This window comes from Armatimonadota bacterium (assembly GCA_023511795.1).
Taxonomy (GTDB): domain Bacteria; phylum Armatimonadota; class UBA5829; order DTJY01; family DTJY01; genus JAIMAU01.
On the sequence record JAIMAU010000001.1, the window covers coordinates 521,450 to 536,553 of the forward strand.

General features: G+C 48.2%; 10 protein-coding genes. All 10 read left to right on the top strand.

The features are described from left to right. Nucleotides 1-35 precede the first annotated feature (35 nt). The 10 genes from rpoB (at nt 36) to rplW (ending at nt 15,101) form a co-directional block, all read left to right on the top strand. Nucleotides 36-4,091, top strand: coding sequence for a DNA-directed RNA polymerase subunit beta (gene rpoB, locus K6T99_02145; GenBank protein ID MCL6518610.1), 4,056 nt, complete (start codon nt 36-38; stop codon nt 4,089-4,091). Beyond that, complete coding sequence (gene rpoC / locus K6T99_02150; GenBank protein MCL6518611.1) at nt 4,091-8,269, top strand: DNA-directed RNA polymerase subunit beta'; 4,179 nt, start codon at nt 4,091-4,093, stop codon at nt 8,267-8,269. The genes rpoB and rpoC overlap by 1 nt, the downstream gene beginning before the upstream one ends. A gap of 419 nt (nt 8,270-8,688) precedes the next feature. Continuing rightward, nucleotides 8,689-9,060: a 30S ribosomal protein S12 gene (gene rpsL / locus K6T99_02155; GenBank protein ID MCL6518612.1), complete on the top strand. Its 372-nt coding sequence runs from the start codon at nt 8,689-8,691 to the stop codon at nt 9,058-9,060. 15 nt (nt 9,061-9,075) lie between these two features. Further along, on the top strand, nt 9,076-9,546 hold the full coding sequence (gene rpsG, locus K6T99_02160) for a 30S ribosomal protein S7 (protein ID MCL6518613.1): 471 nt from the start codon (nt 9,076-9,078) through the stop codon (nt 9,544-9,546). Between the two features lie 65 nt (nt 9,547-9,611). Next, on the top strand, nt 9,612-11,711 hold the full coding sequence (fusA, locus tag K6T99_02165; protein ID MCL6518614.1) for an elongation factor G: 2,100 nt from the start codon (nt 9,612-9,614) through the stop codon (nt 11,709-11,711). A gap of 203 nt (nt 11,712-11,914) precedes the next feature. Beyond that, nucleotides 11,915-13,117, top strand: a complete 1,203-nt coding sequence (tuf, locus tag K6T99_02170) for an elongation factor Tu (GenBank protein ID MCL6518615.1) — start codon at nt 11,915-11,917, stop codon at nt 13,115-13,117. 18 nt (nt 13,118-13,135) lie between these two features. Then, nucleotides 13,136-13,444, top strand: coding sequence for a 30S ribosomal protein S10 (gene rpsJ / locus K6T99_02175; protein MCL6518616.1), 309 nt, complete (start codon nt 13,136-13,138; stop codon nt 13,442-13,444). A gap of 92 nt (nt 13,445-13,536) precedes the next feature. After that, nucleotides 13,537-14,157, top strand: coding sequence for a 50S ribosomal protein L3 (gene rplC / locus K6T99_02180; GenBank protein MCL6518617.1), 621 nt, complete (start codon nt 13,537-13,539; stop codon nt 14,155-14,157). A 30-nt stretch (nt 14,158-14,187) separates the two neighbouring features. After that, the gene (gene rplD / locus K6T99_02185; protein ID MCL6518618.1) at nt 14,188-14,814 is read left to right on the top strand and encodes a 50S ribosomal protein L4; all 627 of its coding nucleotides are present in this window, start codon (nt 14,188-14,190) and stop codon (nt 14,812-14,814) included. Next, the gene (gene rplW / locus K6T99_02190; GenBank protein MCL6518619.1) at nt 14,811-15,101 is read left to right on the top strand and encodes a 50S ribosomal protein L23; all 291 of its coding nucleotides are present in this window, start codon (nt 14,811-14,813) and stop codon (nt 15,099-15,101) included. The genes rplD and rplW overlap by 4 nt, the downstream gene beginning before the upstream one ends. The last annotated feature ends 3 nt before the right edge of the window (nt 15,102-15,104 follow it).

The window sequence follows — 15,104 nt, forward strand, 5'->3', positions numbered from 1 at the left end:
ATAATAACAGTTCGTGTCTTAAGGTGGAGGGCCAAATGAGATCGAACCAATATTCATTCAATCGCACTCCTGCAATCCTCAAGGAAATCGATATCCCAGACCTCGTAGAAGTCCAACGAAATTCATATGAATGGTTTCTACGAGAAGGCTTGAGGGAGCTTTTTGAGAGCTTCTCTCCAATTTATGATTTTACTGGTAATATTTCGCTCGAACTCCTAGATTATACACTGGGAGAGCCAAAATACAGTATCGAAGAATGTCGCGACCGCGACATGACTTACGAAGCACCTATAAAGGCAAAGGTTCGGCTTACTGGTGCAGCAAAGGAAGTCATCGAATCTGAAGTATACCTTGGCGACCTCCCTCTAATGACTGAGAAGGGAACATTTGTAATCAACGGAGCCGAGCGAGTTGTAGTCAGTCAGCTTGCCAGGTCAGCTGGGGTCTACTTTAGAGACACGTTGGATTTCAGCGGCCGCGTTCTCTATTTCGCTTCAATAATCCCAAATGAAGGCGCATGGGTTGATATCGAGACAGACCCGAATGATGTAATTACCGTGCGCATTACTCAAACTCGCAAGTTTCCAATTACCACTCTCCTTCGCGCATTGAACATGTTCCCAGTAGCACGCCCAACAACGGAAATGGTTCCGCCGGAGGAAGCTGAGGGACGCAAACTTGTTAAACAGCTTGTTGACGTAGCTACTGGTGAGTTGTTGGCTGACGAAGGTACAATTATAGATGCTGAAATTATGCAAAAAATTAAGTCGGCCATACTGCCCTCGGAAGGAATAGCGGTGGAGAAGCAATCGGTGCCATGCGATAGCACACGCGATATTGTGGACCTCTTCTCAGAACGAGAGGTAATACAAAACCCAACGAGGGACCAACTTGTTGGTCTGCGTGTTGCAGAGGAAGTGGTAGATCCCAAAACTGGAAAACTGATTCTTGAAGCGTATGGGAAGATAGAGAAAGAAGTTGCTCGAAAGATTGAAAATTTGAAACTGCCAGAAATCGCTGTGCTTAGGGTCAATCGCTATATAGAGAGCACGCTTAGCCAGGATCCGACTCGAAACAAAGAAGAGGCATTACTGGATATATATAAGAAGATTAGGCCTGGTGACCCAGCGACAATCGAGAGCGCAAGAAGTCTTCTCAATTCCATATTCTTTGACACCAGACGATATGACCTAGCTAAAGTGGGACGCTATAAGCTAAATCGCAAACTAGGACTAAGATTGCCACTAAGCTGCCGTACTATCACAAAAGATGACCTAATAAGCATAATCCAGTACATAATAGGTTTAAGCCAAGGTGTAGGTTCAACAGACGACATTGACCATCTAGAGAATAAACGTGTTCGTTCTGTCGGCGAGCTCTTGCAAACCCAGCTTCGAATGGGTTTTCTCAGGATGGAGAAAGTTGCAAAGGAACGCATGACAAGCTTGGAAGCAGAAAATATTATCCCGCAGGTCGTGCTATCTGTGAAACCAATCTCAGCAAGCATAAAAAGCTTTTTTGGAAGCAGCCAACTTTCACAATTCATGGACCAAACAAACCCGCTGGCCGAACTTACTCACAAGCGGCGCCTTAGCGCTCTTGGGCCTGGCGGGTTAAGTAGACAAAGTGCAAAACTTGAAGTCAGAGACGTTCATCACTCGCACTACGGCCGAATTTGCCCTATCGAGACGCCAGAAGGTCCGAATATTGGTCTAATTGGCTCGCTCGCAATTCACGCAAAAATAAATGAGTTCGGTTTCATCCGCACGCCATATCGGAAAGTTGTGGATGGTAGAGTTACCGATGAAATACACTACCTTACAGCAGACGAGGAAAGCCATTATCATATCGCTCCTGCAAATACCCCGGTAGACGAGGAAGGCAGGATAAGCGTGCCGCACCTAACCGTACGCTATGAGAGTAGCTATCCTTCGGTGCCGGCTAAGGCAGTGGATTACATGGACGTGTCGCCGATGCAAGTGTTCAGCGTTGCTACCGCCATGATCCCATTCCTCGAAAATGACGATGCGAACCGGGCGCTCATGGGTTCAAACATGCAGAGACAGGCCGTGCCTTTGTTGAGGAGCAACGCGCCACTTGTAAAGACTGGTGTTGAGCGCCGAGCGGCACTGGACTCCGGTGCGGTTGTGGTCGCCAAGCGGCCTGGTATCGTAAAGCGAGTGACAGCAGAGCAAATCAGTATTCAACTACGCGACGGAAGCATTGACGATTATAATCTAATCAATATGCTTCGGTCTAACCAAGCTACTTGCATTACCCAGAAGCCAATTGTAAAGCCAGGTCAGCGAGTGCGTGAGGGCGACGTTATAGCTGATGGACCTTGTACTGATAACGGTGAACTAGCGTTAGGTCAGAATGTCTTAGTTGCATTCCTTCCGTGGGGAGGTTACAACTATGAGGATGCAATCCTAGTGAGTTCACGCCTTGTGAAGGATGACACGTATACCTCTATTCATATTGAGAAATATGAAATCGAGGCTAGAGATACCAAGCTGGGCCCTGAGGAAATCACCCGCGATATCCCAAACGTGGGCGAAGACATGCTCAAAGACCTGGATGAGAACGGCATCGTACGAATTGGCGCCGAAGTCAGGGCTGAGGATATCCTTGTAGGCAAAGTAGCGCCCAAAGGCCAAGGAGAGCTAACGGCAGAGGAGCGGCTGATAATCGCAATCTTTGGCAAAAAGGCTGAAGAAACAAGAGATGTATCACTCCGCGTGCCACACGGGGAAAAGGGGAAAGTTATTGACACCAAAGTTTTCTCCCGATTCAAGTACAGATGTACAAGGTGCCAGACGGTCTTCAATTTCAGTAAGCGCGCGGACCGCACGGTGTGCGACAGGTGCGACGGTGAGCTAGAAAGACTGCCAGGAGATGAGTTGATGCCAGGCGTCAACCAACTAGTTCGCGTCTATGTCGCTCAAAAGAGAAAAATAATGGAAGGAGACAAGCTTGCCGGCCGCCATGGAAATAAAGGAGTTATATCTAAAATAGTCCCAGAGGAAGACATGCCGTTCTTGCCCGATGGTACCCCAGTTGATATGGTTTTAAATCCATTGGGCGTACCGTCGCGTATGAATATTGGTCAGATTCTCGAAACTCACCTAGGAATGGTAGCTGCTAACACAAATGGCTCGTATATCAATCCCATTTTTCAGGGTGCCAGCGAGGCCGAGATTCTTGCAGAGCTAAAGAAATACGCTGAAAAAGCTCGGCAAACTATCCTGGCGGATTATGTAAAAACGGAACTCCGCTTCGATGTCGAGGTAACCCCTGAGGATACCATGGACACAGTGCTTGCGAAGATTCGTGACAGTCTTGCCGAGCTTTCGGCTAAGGAGTTGGAAGACATTGCTCGTTATGTATGTGCGCCACCTGTTATCGATAACGAAATATATGAGGCTGAAAAGGCAAAGATAGAAAAGGCCGCAGAAACCGGTGGAGAACCAACATTGGTGCCAGCTCCCGAGGATTATGACCTGAATCAAATTGTTGAGCGGATTAAGAAAATAGTATGGGAGCGAAAGGGCTTCGACGAGAACACAGGAAAGACATGGCTTATTGATGGTTTGAGCGGTGAGCGCTACAAACAGCCGGTAACTGTGGGGTATATGCATATGATGAAGCTGGCACACCTAGTTGACGACAAGATTCATGCTCGTTCGACTGGACCATACTCGCTAGTAACACAACAGCCGCTCGGCGGAAAGGCTCAGTTCGGCGGCCAGCGATTTGGCGAGATGGAAGTATGGGCTCTTGAAGCTTATGGTGCGGCTTACACGCTTCAAGAGATTCTTACTATCAAGTCAGATGACGTTCTAGGGCGCGTTAAAACTTACGAATCTATTGTAAAGGGCGAAAGCATTCTCGAGCCCGGCGTTCCTGAGTCATTTAAGATACTTATCAACGAACTTCAGAGCCTTGGCCTCAAGGTTACTGTAGAGGATGATAGGTCTAGGGAGATAGACCTCAAAGACCGCGAAGAAGAATCTACCGAAACGCGCCGCGGGTTAATGCGGCCCCGAGCGCCTTTAATGACTCCTAGCAGCGAGTTTGAGGAGGGCAAATAATGACGGATGTAAGCACATTCGATAAGATAAGGATAGCAATCGCTTCACCAGACGAAATACGTGCCTGGTCATGTGGCGAGGTCAAAAAACCAGAGACGATAAACTACCGCACTTTTAAGCCAGAGCGAGACGGCTTATTCTGCGAGCGAATATTTGGACCAGTAAAAGACTGGGAATGCCATTGTGGTCGTTATAAAAAGGTTAAATTCAAGGGTATAGTTTGTGACCGCTGTGGCGTAGAGGTCACTAGGTCAAAAGTAAGGCGCGAACGCATGGGTCATATCGAACTAGCGGCGCCCGTCTGCCATATTTGGTATCTCAAGGGAGTGCCAAGTCCCCTAAGCTTAATCCTCGATATTTCGACTAAGCCGCTTGAAAAAGTCATTTATTTCGCATCTTACATTGTCACACATGTAGACCGAGCACTTATCAATAGCGAGCTAGATGAGATTAGAGCGGCTGTGAGTGCCGAAATCGAGTCTATTAAAGAGGCTAAAGATGAAGCCATAGCTTCTATTCGCCGGTCTGCTGCAAAAGAAATGAAAGCAGCAGGCGAGGAGGAAGAAGGAGACGGCGAACTTAGCCAGAAGGAAATCGCAAGTCAAATTAGGATCGAAGAAGAAGATGCTGCCGCTCGGATTGACGAGCTCATGCAATCTTTGAAACTCCTCGAGACGATTGAAAAGCGGCAACTCATAACCGAAGATCAATACCGTTCTCTTGAGCGCTTGCTATCGATGGTCAGCGCCAGAACGGGAAAAGATTTGACAGGTGTCGTAAAGGCTGGCTTGGGTGCTGCAGCGATTAAGGAACTCCTTCGAGAGATTGATTTGGAGCAGCTGGCGCGCGAGCTAAGACAAGAGATAAAGAATACACAAGGCCCGAAGCGGGCTCGTGCAATTAAAAGGCTCGAGGTTGTGGAGGCTTTTATTAGCTCGAAGACTAGGCCAGAATGGATGATCCTAGAGGTGATTCCTGTTATATCGCCGGAGCTCCGTCCAATGGTTCAGCTCGACGGCGGGCGGTTTGCTACGTCTGACTTGAATGACCTTTATCGGAGAATAATCAATAGAAACAACAGGCTAAAGAAAATCATCGAAATTCGCGCTCCGGAGTCTATTATCAATCACGAGAAGCGTTTGCTTCAGGAAGCGGTGGATGCTTTGATAGACAACGGTCGGCGTTCACGGCCGGTCGTGGGTTCAAACAATAGGCCGCTAAAATCGCTCTCGGATATGCTGAAAGGCAAGGAAGGGCGGTTCCGCAAAAACTTGCTTGGCAAACGCGTTGACTATTCTGGTAGGTCAGTCATCGTAGTTGGTCCCCATCTAAAGCTGCACCAATGCGGTCTTCCAAAAGAAATGGCGTTAGAGCTATTCAAGCCCTTCGTCATGAAGACGCTGGTTGAGAAACAATATACTTCGAATATTAAAACAGCAAAGCGAATGATAGACAGAATGAAACCCGAGGTATGGGATGCCCTTGAAGAAGTCATTCGCGAACATCCAGTTCTTCTTAACCGAGCTCCAACCCTCCACAGACTTGGGATACAAGCATTCGAGCCTGTGTTGGTAGATGGAAAGGCTATTCAGATACATCCATTAGTTTGCCATGGATTCAACGCAGACTTTGATGGCGACCAAATGGCAGTGCATGTGCCGCTTTCAGCTACTGCGCAAGCTGAGGCGCGGATACTCATGCTTTCAAGCCATAACCTTTTCCTTCCGGCTGATGGGCATCCTGTTGTTGCACCAATTCAGGATATCGTACTTGGGTGTTACTACCTAACCCAAATGGCGGATGGAGAGCCACCTGAAGAGGTATTTAACGTAGATGAAGCCATTTTGGCTTGCGAGCTAGGTCACCTTGATTTGCATGCGCCAATCAAAGTACGAGTCAAAGATGAGAATGGCGATTCGAGCATTCGCGTAACAACAGCCGGCAGGCTTATTTTAAACAAAATTCTGCCCGAAAAACTGCACAACTTTGATAAGGTGCTAAATAAGAAAGCAGTTGAGAACCTAGTAGCCGAATGCCACAAGCACTACGGTTCCGATAGAACTATTCAGCTACTTGACGATCTAAAGGCAATCGGCTTCGAATATGCTACGCGCGCAGGAGTGACAATTTCAATGACGGATATGGACATTCCTGCAAAACGCGATGAAATCATACGGTGCACAGAGGAAGCTGTCGAAAAAACAAATCAGCAATACCATAGGGGTCTAATTAGCCAAGGCGAACGCAAGCAAAAGGTCTTGGAGTTGTGGACAAAAGCTTCTGAAGAAGTTGCAGAGGCTATTCTGGAAAATATCGACCGATTTAACCCAATATACATGATCACAGATTCCGGTGCCCGAGGTAGCCAAAGGCAGATAACCCAACTTTCAGGTATGCGCGGATTGATGTCCGACCCATTTGGCAACTTAATTGAAGACCTCCCAATCAAGTCGAACTTCCACGAGGGTCTCTCAATCCTTGAGTACTTCATCTCGACACACGGGGCACGCAAAGGCTTGGCAGACACAGCTCTTCGAACCGCAGACGCCGGCTACCTGACTAGACGGTTGGTAGACGTTGCACAAGACGTAATTGTCCGAGCCGAAGACTGCGGCACAACCCAAGGTATATGGGTCAGCGAGATAATCGAAGAAGGCGATGTTGTCGAGACCTTAGCAGAACGAATTCGCGGACGATGTGCAATTGAGCCAATTATAGATCCAAACACGGGGGAAGTACTCGTTGATGTAAACGAAGAAATCAGCGATGACATGGCCGACAGAATCGAAAAGCTAGGCATCAAGAAAGTGGGTATCCGGTCGCCTCTAACCTGTGAGCTTCGCCAAGGAATTTGCGCGAAATGCTACGGACGCGATATGGCAATCGGCAAGCCAGTTGAGGTTGGCGTAGCCGTCGGAATAATCGCAGCCCAGTCCATAGGCGAACCCGGAACTCAGCTTACGATGAGAACATTCCATACGGGTGGGGTTGCTGGAAAATACCTCACAGGCGTTGCAGAAGTCAAAAAGAAGAAGCAGGAATCCCTCCGAGAGCTTCATGACGATATCCAGCGCGGTCTTATCTCGCTCGAGGAAGGCATCGAAGGAATGGAAACCGAGCGTGTGCGTGCTGTGCAGGCAGTTCTGAAGGTTCTCGAAGATCAAGTTCGAGGCTTGCTTCGTGTAGTTGAGCTGTTCGAAGCACGGAAGCCAAAAGGACAGGCAATCATTACCGAAGTGGGTGGCAAAGTTGTCGACATCGAGACTAAAGGTCTCAAACGAGTGGTCATACATACAAAGCAACCTACTGAGAACCCGTCAGCACTTGTTGGCGAGGTGCTTGCGGAAGACATCATAGGTGAGGACGGCGAAGTATTATATGCCGCTGGAACTGAAATAACCGAGAAGATTGCAAGAAGACTCAAAGAACTTGGTCTTGAAACAGTAACGCTACGGAGAACCCACCTTGTGCCGTATCGTGGCAATTTGGAAGTCAACATCGGCGACGAAGTCCAACCAGGAGACAGACTCACGGAAGGTCCTCTAGACCCACACAAGGTCCTGGAGCTTCGAGGTGTACGTGGTGTTATGGACTACCTTGTCCGAGAAATTCAAAACGTCTACAAATCCCAAGGTGTGTCCATCAATGACAAGCATATCGAGGTCATCGTTCGCCAGATGCTCAGGAAGAGGAAAATCAGAGATGCTGGGGATACAAAGTTCCTACCTGGACAAATAGTGGACAAGTTCGAATTCGAGGACGAAAATGCTAGAGTCAGGCAGCTTGACCCGCCTGGAACCGAGGCAACAGCCGATTGGGTGTTGCTTGGTATTACAGAAGCATCACTTGCAACCGATAGCTTCCTATCTGCGGCATCGTTCCAGAAGACCACAAGAGTTCTTACAGAAGCCGCGGTGAAGGGCAAGCGCGATAACCTAGTAGGTCTCAAAGAGAATGTAATAATTGGTCGTTTGATTCCAGCAGGCACTGGTTTGCCAGACTATCGTGCTATTGAGGTAGAGCCTGCCGAGAGCAAAGAAGCAATCGCTGCCCGCGAGGTACTATCGGCACAGGCATTTCTCCCTGTAGGCGAATCGGCTACGGCAGAGTCCAAATCGGGAGAGTCATCCAGCAGAGAAGCCGAAGGTGAAGCGGAGGCGGCCGGGGCAGCTATATAAATATACAATCGGTGCTGCTGCTAATGGTAGACTCGGCTATTGGCGAGAATGTGACAAAAATATCACAGAAAACTTCAGTACGGATTGTTGACAAACTACGAGCCATCTAGTATACTATATCGGTTCGTTAGAATAGTCGCGGTGACGAATTGATTGCTTTGCCTAGCTTTCTCGGCGAGGCAGTTGACAAGTTCCATTAAGGTGCTTGTATTGTCGTTCCGCATTAATATAAGGGGGGCGATGCGAGGAAAACATCTCCTCACATAGATAGCTATAAAGTTCACTGCGGACGTCTATGTCTCATTGCCCCTCAAATCGCATGCGAGGGGCAATGTTGTTTGTAGAGAGATTTTTCACAGGCTAATAGCCTAAAAAAGTAAGCAATTTTTAAAAGAAACAATAAAAAAGGAAGAGATCCTATGCCAACAATCAGTCAACTTATTCGAAAAGGACGCAAAAAAGTTAAAAAGAAGAGTGCGGCTCCAGCACTAAGAGGCACACCTCAGAAGCGAGGGGTATGTTTGAGCGTGCGTACTGAAACACCCAAAAAGCCTAACTCAGCACTCCGTAAGATTGCAAAAGTTAGGCTTACGAACGGAATGGAGGTAAAAGCCTACATTCCCGGAATTGGCCATAACCTTCAGGAGCACTCGGTTGTCCTTGTGCGCGGTGGTCGTGTTAAAGACCTTCCGGGTGTTCGCTACCACGTTGTAAGGGGGGCATTGGATGCTGCAGGCACCAAAGATCGGAAGAGTAGTAGATCCAAATACGGAACTAAGAAGCCCAAGTAAATTGGAGGTACGCTAATGCCAAGAAAAGGACCTGCACGAAAACGTGAGATACCACCAGACCCGGTGTACAACAGCACCCTTGTCCAACGCTTTATTAACAGGCTCTTTACAAGGGGCAAGAAAAGCGTGGGCGAAAAAATACTGTATAAAGCACTTGACCTCATTCAACAGAAAACAGGTAAGAATGGGCTAGAAGTGCTTGAACAAGCTGTTAAGAACGTAATGCCTGTGGTTGAAGTAAGACCTAGGCGCGTTGGTGGTGCCACGTATCAAGTTCCTGTGGAGGTTAGGTCCGACCGCCGTCTATCGCTTGCGATACGGTGGATTATAACGTTCGCACGCAAGCGACCTGGATATACAATGATTGAAAAGTTGGCAGGGGAAATTATGGATGCTGCGGCAAATACCGGAGCATCCGTTAAAAAGAAAGAAGATACCCATAGGATGGCTGAAGCTAATAAAGCGTTTGCCCACTACAGGTGGTAGTTGCCCATTGGGTGCTCCCTGGGCAACATCGCCCAGGTGTAGCAGCCAAATTGGGGGTGGAGTAATTGAGGAAAGATTACGATTTAGAGAAGACAAGAAATATAGGGATTGCCGCGCACATTGATGCTGGCAAGACTACCACCACAGAACGCATCCTGTTCTACTCAGGCCGAATCCATAGAATGGGTGAAGTGGATGACGGAGCAGCGACTATGGACTGGATGGAGCAAGAACAGGAGCGCGGAATCACAATTACATCTGCGGCAACAACCTGCTTCTGGCGGGACCATAGGATAAATATAATCGACACACCAGGGCATGTAGACTTCACTGTAGAAGTTGAAAGGTCCCTCAGGGTCCTTGATGGTGTTATTGCAATATTCTGCGCCGTAGGTGGCGTTCAGCCCCAGTCTGAAACAGTCTGGAGGCAGGCTAATAAGTATCGCGTCCCAAGGATAGCCTTCGTAAACAAAATGGATAGACTTGGGGCGGATTTCTATAGGGTAGTTGCTCGAATTCGCGAGCGTCTTGGAGCAAATGCAATCCCTATTCAGCTCCCTGTAGGAGCCGAATCCGCATTTGAGGGCATTGTTGACTTGCTACAAATGAGGGCTATCCATTACCTTGATGAGCTGGGGACTCAAATAAGGGAGACCGACGTGCCCGCCGATATGCTAAACAATGCACTTGAGCATCGCGAGGCTATGATTGAGGCTCTGGCTGAGGTAGACGAAAATCTTATGGACATATACCTAGAAGGCGGTAGGATTACAGTTGAAGCTCTCAAAGCTGCAATCCGAAAAGGCACGCTTTCTGGGCAAGTAGTTCCTGTGCTTTGTGGTGCGGCATTCAAAAACAAGGGAATCCAACCCTTGATGGACGCAATTGTGGATTACCTACCTTCACCGCTTGATATAGACGCAGTAATAGGCACAAACCCAAAGACAGGTGAAATAGAAACCCGAAGCCCAGATGAAAGCCAGCCGTTCAGCGCATTGGCATTTAAGATAATGTCCGACCCCTATGTTGGAAGACTTACTTTCATTCGGGCGTACTCGGGGCGTTTATCAAAAGGTGCTCATGTCTTTAACTCGACCCGCGGCGTTAGGGAACGTATTGGACGAATTTTGCGAATGCATGCAAACCATAGGGAAGATATAGAGCAAGTCCGCGCGGGCGATATAGTGGCAGTTGTTGGGTTGCAGAGCACTGTGACGGGTGATACGCTTTGCGAGCAGAATCACCCTATTGTTTTGGAGGCAATCCAATTTCCGGTGCCGGTGATCTCAGTGGCTGTTGAGCCAAAGACAGCCGCCGAGCAAGAAAAAATGGCAACCGCCCTTGCAAGACTGTCCATTGAAGATCCGACATTCCGCGTCCACGTAGACGAGGAAACCGGGCAAAGCATAATTTCAGGCATGGGTGAGCTTCACTTAGAAATTATACTGGATAGACTATTTCGGGAATTTGGCGTCCAGGCAAACCACGGCAGGCCGCAAGTAGCGTACAAGGAAACAATAAGGCACGCTGGAGAAGGCGAAGGTCGCTATGTAAGACAAACAGGAGGACGCGGCCAATACGGACACTGTATATTGAGAGTTGAGCCGCTAGGTCCTGGCGAGGGCATAAAGTTTAATACAAGAATCAAGGGTGGCGAAATCCCCAAAGAATTCTTCCCTGCAATAGAAGCAGGAGTTCGAGAAGCACTTGAATCAGGTGTATTAGCCGGCTACCCGGTTATTGATGTTGGGGTAACACTAACCGGCGGCTCGTACCATGAAGTGGATTCTTCGGAAGTAGCATTCAAGATAGCAGGCTCGATGGCAGTAAAAGCTGCTCTTAAAAACGCAGAGCCTGCCCTAAAGGAACCAATTATGGCCGTTGAGGTTGTGACTCCCGAAGGCTTTATGGGAGACGTAATCAGCGATTTGAACTCCAGGCGTGGACAAATTCTAGGTATGGAGCCAGGGCCCGGTGGAACACAGATAATTAGGGCAGAAGTTCCACTTGCCGAAATGTTCGGGTACGCTACGAGTCTTCGTTCAATAACCCAAGGCAGGGCATCCTATACAATGGAGCCTTCGCGATACGAAGAAGTGCCAAAAGACGTCGAAGAAGAATTGATTGTAAAGGTCGGAGGACGACCCATCGGCGTGTCTTATTGATGCTAAGCGTTAGTCGAGAATAGATTAAACACAATTTTGATAGAGTCTTTTCTTCTCCTTGACCGGAGAAGGATGAGTAATAATAGATGGAGGCGTGTGCTAGAATAATTAGCGCAAAAGTCTTCCATTTTCTGGATTAATCTGGTATTATTGCAAAGTTCGCGTCCAATAGAAATCAGACGTGCTTTAAGGAGGCATAAGAGATGGGGAAGCAGCGGTTTGAGAGGACGAAGCCGCATGTAAACGTAGGGACTATTGGTCATGTTGACCATGGGAAGACGACGTTAACATCAGCGATCACGCAGGTATTAGCATCGAAGGGTCTAGCGCAGTTCAAGAGTTTTGATGAGATTGACTCAGCGCCTGAGGAGAAGGCGAGGGGGATAACGATTGCGACGTTTCATGCTGAGTATGAGACAGAGAAGCGGCATTATGCGCATGTAGACTGTCCTGGGCATGCTGATTACATCAAGAACATGATTACTGGTGCGGCGCAGATGGATGGAGCGGTATTAGTAGTATCGGCGGCGGACGGGCCGATGTTGCAGACGAGGGAGCACATATTATTAGCGAGGCAGGTAGGAGTGCCGTACATAGTAGTATTCCTGAACAAGTCTGACATGGTAGATGACCCTGAGTTACTAGAGCTAGTAGAGCTTGAGGTACGGGAGTTACTATCGAAGTATGAGTTTCCTGGGGATGAGATACCGATAGTTGTAGGGAGTGCGTTAAAGGCGTTAGAGTGTGGATGTTCGAAGAGGGAGTGTGAGTGGTGTGGCAAGATATGGGAGCTTTTGGATGCGATAGACAGCTACATACCGACGCCGCAGCGAGATGTAGACAAGCCATTTTTGATGCCTATAGAGGATGTATTTACGATAACTGGTCGAGGCACGGTAGTAACTGGCAGAGTTGAGCGTGGTCGGATTAGGGTAGGAGAGGAAGTAGAGATAATAGGGTTACGTCCGGAGGTACGGAAGACAGTAGTTACGGGCGTAGAGATGTTCCGCAAGGTATTAGATGAGGGACAAGCTGGCGACAACATAGGAGTATTACTTCGTGGGGTAGAGCGGAAAGAGGTAGAGCGAGGCATGGTAGTAGCGAAGCCTGGTTCTATCAAGCCGCACACGAAGTTCAAGGCAGAGGTATACGTATTATCCAAGGAGGAAGGTGGGCGGCACACGCCATTTTTCAATGGTTATCGGCCGCAGTTTTACTTTAGGACGACAGACGTTACAGGCACCATCACGCTACCTGAGGGTGTAGAGATGGTGATGCCTGGTGACAACGTTTCGCTTTCAGCGGAGTTGATACAGCCGATTGCGATGGAGGAAGGTCTTCGGTTTGCGATTCGGGAAGGCGGCCACACTGTGGGCGCCGGCGTCATCTCCGCATTGATTGAGTAATGGTCGGAGGAGCAGTTTATGCGTAAGGAAAAGGTCAGGATTCGGCTCAAGGCCTATGATCACAGAATACTTGACCAGTCTGCTGAAAGAATTGTGGAGACCGCGCGCCGTACAGGCGCTAGAATTTCTGGCCCGGTTCTTTTGCCAACTGAAAAGGATATTTTCTGTGTAATCAGAGGGCCTAATATTGACAAGGAATCAATGGAGCATTTTGAAATGCGAACCCATAAACGGCTAATTGACATAATTGAGCCGGGTCCCAAGACCATTGATGCGCTAATGAGGCTGGACCTGCCGAGCGGGGTTGATATAGAGATTAAGTTGTAGCGGAGAACCGAGGTTAGGTTTAAAGCTGGAAGTAATCCCAGTGATTAAGCCAGGACCTCGGTTACTCCTGGGTAATGGAGGAATGTGTAGAAATGATTAGTAGCATATTGGGCAGGAAAGTCGGAATGACACAAGTTTTTGGCGACGGAGGTGTCGTCGTTCCGGTTACTGTGATAGAAGCAGGTCCGGTTGTCGTAACACAAATACGAACACCTGAAAAAGAAGGCTATAGCGCAGTTCAGGTTGGTTTTGGTGAAATTCGAGAAAAACTAGTAAACAAGCCACTTGCTGGCCATTTTGCGAAGGCCGGGGTTTCACCAAAGCGCTATCTGCGAGAATTGCACGTCGAAGATACAAGCGACATACAAGTAGGGCAGGAAGTCAAAGTTGATATCTTCCAGCCCGGAGACAAAGTTAGCGTTACCGGCATTTCAAAAGGCAAAGGTTTTGCCGGCGCTGTTAAGCGATGGCATTTCCATGGCGGTCCAATGACCCATGGCTCAATGATACATCGCAAACCGCAGTCCGGTGGTGCGACGGATGCGGCAAGAACTTTCAAGGGCTCACGAAGGCCGGGTCGTATGGGTGGTGAAAAAGTCACTACTCGTAACCTGACTGTCGTCAAAGTTGATCCCGAAAAGAACTTGCTTCTCATTAAAGGAGCAGTTCCGGGAGCGAATGGTGGACTTGTTATAGTATCTAAGACTTCATAATTGTATGTTAGCAAAGGATGGAGGACAAAAATGCCTGAGGTAGCGGTGCTTAACACCGAAGGCGCCGAGGTAGGCAAAATAAACTTGGCACCTGAGATTTTCGAGGTTGAGCCAAACGAAAGTGTGGTGCATGCGGCAGTAATTGCTCACCTTGCGAAAATTAGAAGGGGAACGGCGGACACAAAAGTACGTTCAGAGGTCAGCGGCGGTGGCGCAAAGCCCTGGCGGCAGAAAGGTACTGGACGTGCAAGGCAGGGGAGCATACGCGCACCTCATTGGCGGCATGGTGGCGTAGTGTTTGGTCCCCATCCTAGGGATTATGACCTTGATATGCCAAAAAAGGTACGAAGGCTGGCTATGTGCTCGGCACTTTCTGCCAAATTGGCTGAAGGCGGGATCAAAATAGTAGAAGATATTAAGTTGGATGAGATTAGCACAAAGAAAATGGTTGAAATTCTCGATGCTCTTGATGGCGCAGGGAAAACCATGCTTGTGCTTGCAGAACCAGATGAGACAATCATAAAGTCAGCAAGGAATATCCCATCTGTAGCTGTGCGTATCTCGCCTTCAATTTCAGTGTACGACATTTTGAATGCTGATACTCTTATTTTTACCAAAGCCGCGCTCGCCAAGTTGCAGGAGGCTCAAATAAAATGAAAGATCCTTATCAGATAATAGAGCGCCCAATTGTAACGGAAAAAAGCATCGCTGGAACGGACCAGCGAAAGTATACATTTCGCGTCAACCGGCGTGCGAACAAAATCGAGATAGCGAGAGCAATCGAGCAAATATTCAATGTCAAAGTTCAGGATGTGAATACAATAAACGTTAAAGGCAAGAAGAAAAGGCTTGGCCGCTATCCTGAAGGCAAAACGCCGGATTGGAAGAAAGCAATCGTTACATTGAAGCCGGGCCAAAAGATTGAAATTTTTGAAGGGATGTAATTG

Bases quoted from the DNA above. Each gene is read 5' to 3' on its own strand.
- rpoB (MCL6518610.1), top strand. From the start codon at position 36: ATGAGATCGAACCAATATTCATTCAATCGCACTCCTGCAATCCTCAAG.
- rpoC (MCL6518611.1), top strand. From the start codon at position 4,091: ATGACGGATGTAAGCACATTCGATAAGATAAGGATAGCAATCGCTTCA.
- rpsL (MCL6518612.1), top strand. From the start codon at position 8,689: ATGCCAACAATCAGTCAACTTATTCGAAAAGGACGCAAAAAAGTTAAA.
- rpsG (MCL6518613.1), top strand. From the start codon at position 9,076: ATGCCAAGAAAAGGACCTGCACGAAAACGTGAGATACCACCAGACCCG.
- tuf (MCL6518615.1), top strand. From the start codon at position 11,915: ATGGGGAAGCAGCGGTTTGAGAGGACGAAGCCGCATGTAAACGTAGGG.
- rpsJ (MCL6518616.1), top strand. From the start codon at position 13,136: ATGCGTAAGGAAAAGGTCAGGATTCGGCTCAAGGCCTATGATCACAGA.
- rplC (MCL6518617.1), top strand. From the start codon at position 13,537: ATGATTAGTAGCATATTGGGCAGGAAAGTCGGAATGACACAAGTTTTT.
- rplD (MCL6518618.1), top strand. From the start codon at position 14,188: ATGCCTGAGGTAGCGGTGCTTAACACCGAAGGCGCCGAGGTAGGCAAA.
- rplW (MCL6518619.1), top strand. From the start codon at position 14,811: ATGAAAGATCCTTATCAGATAATAGAGCGCCCAATTGTAACGGAAAAA.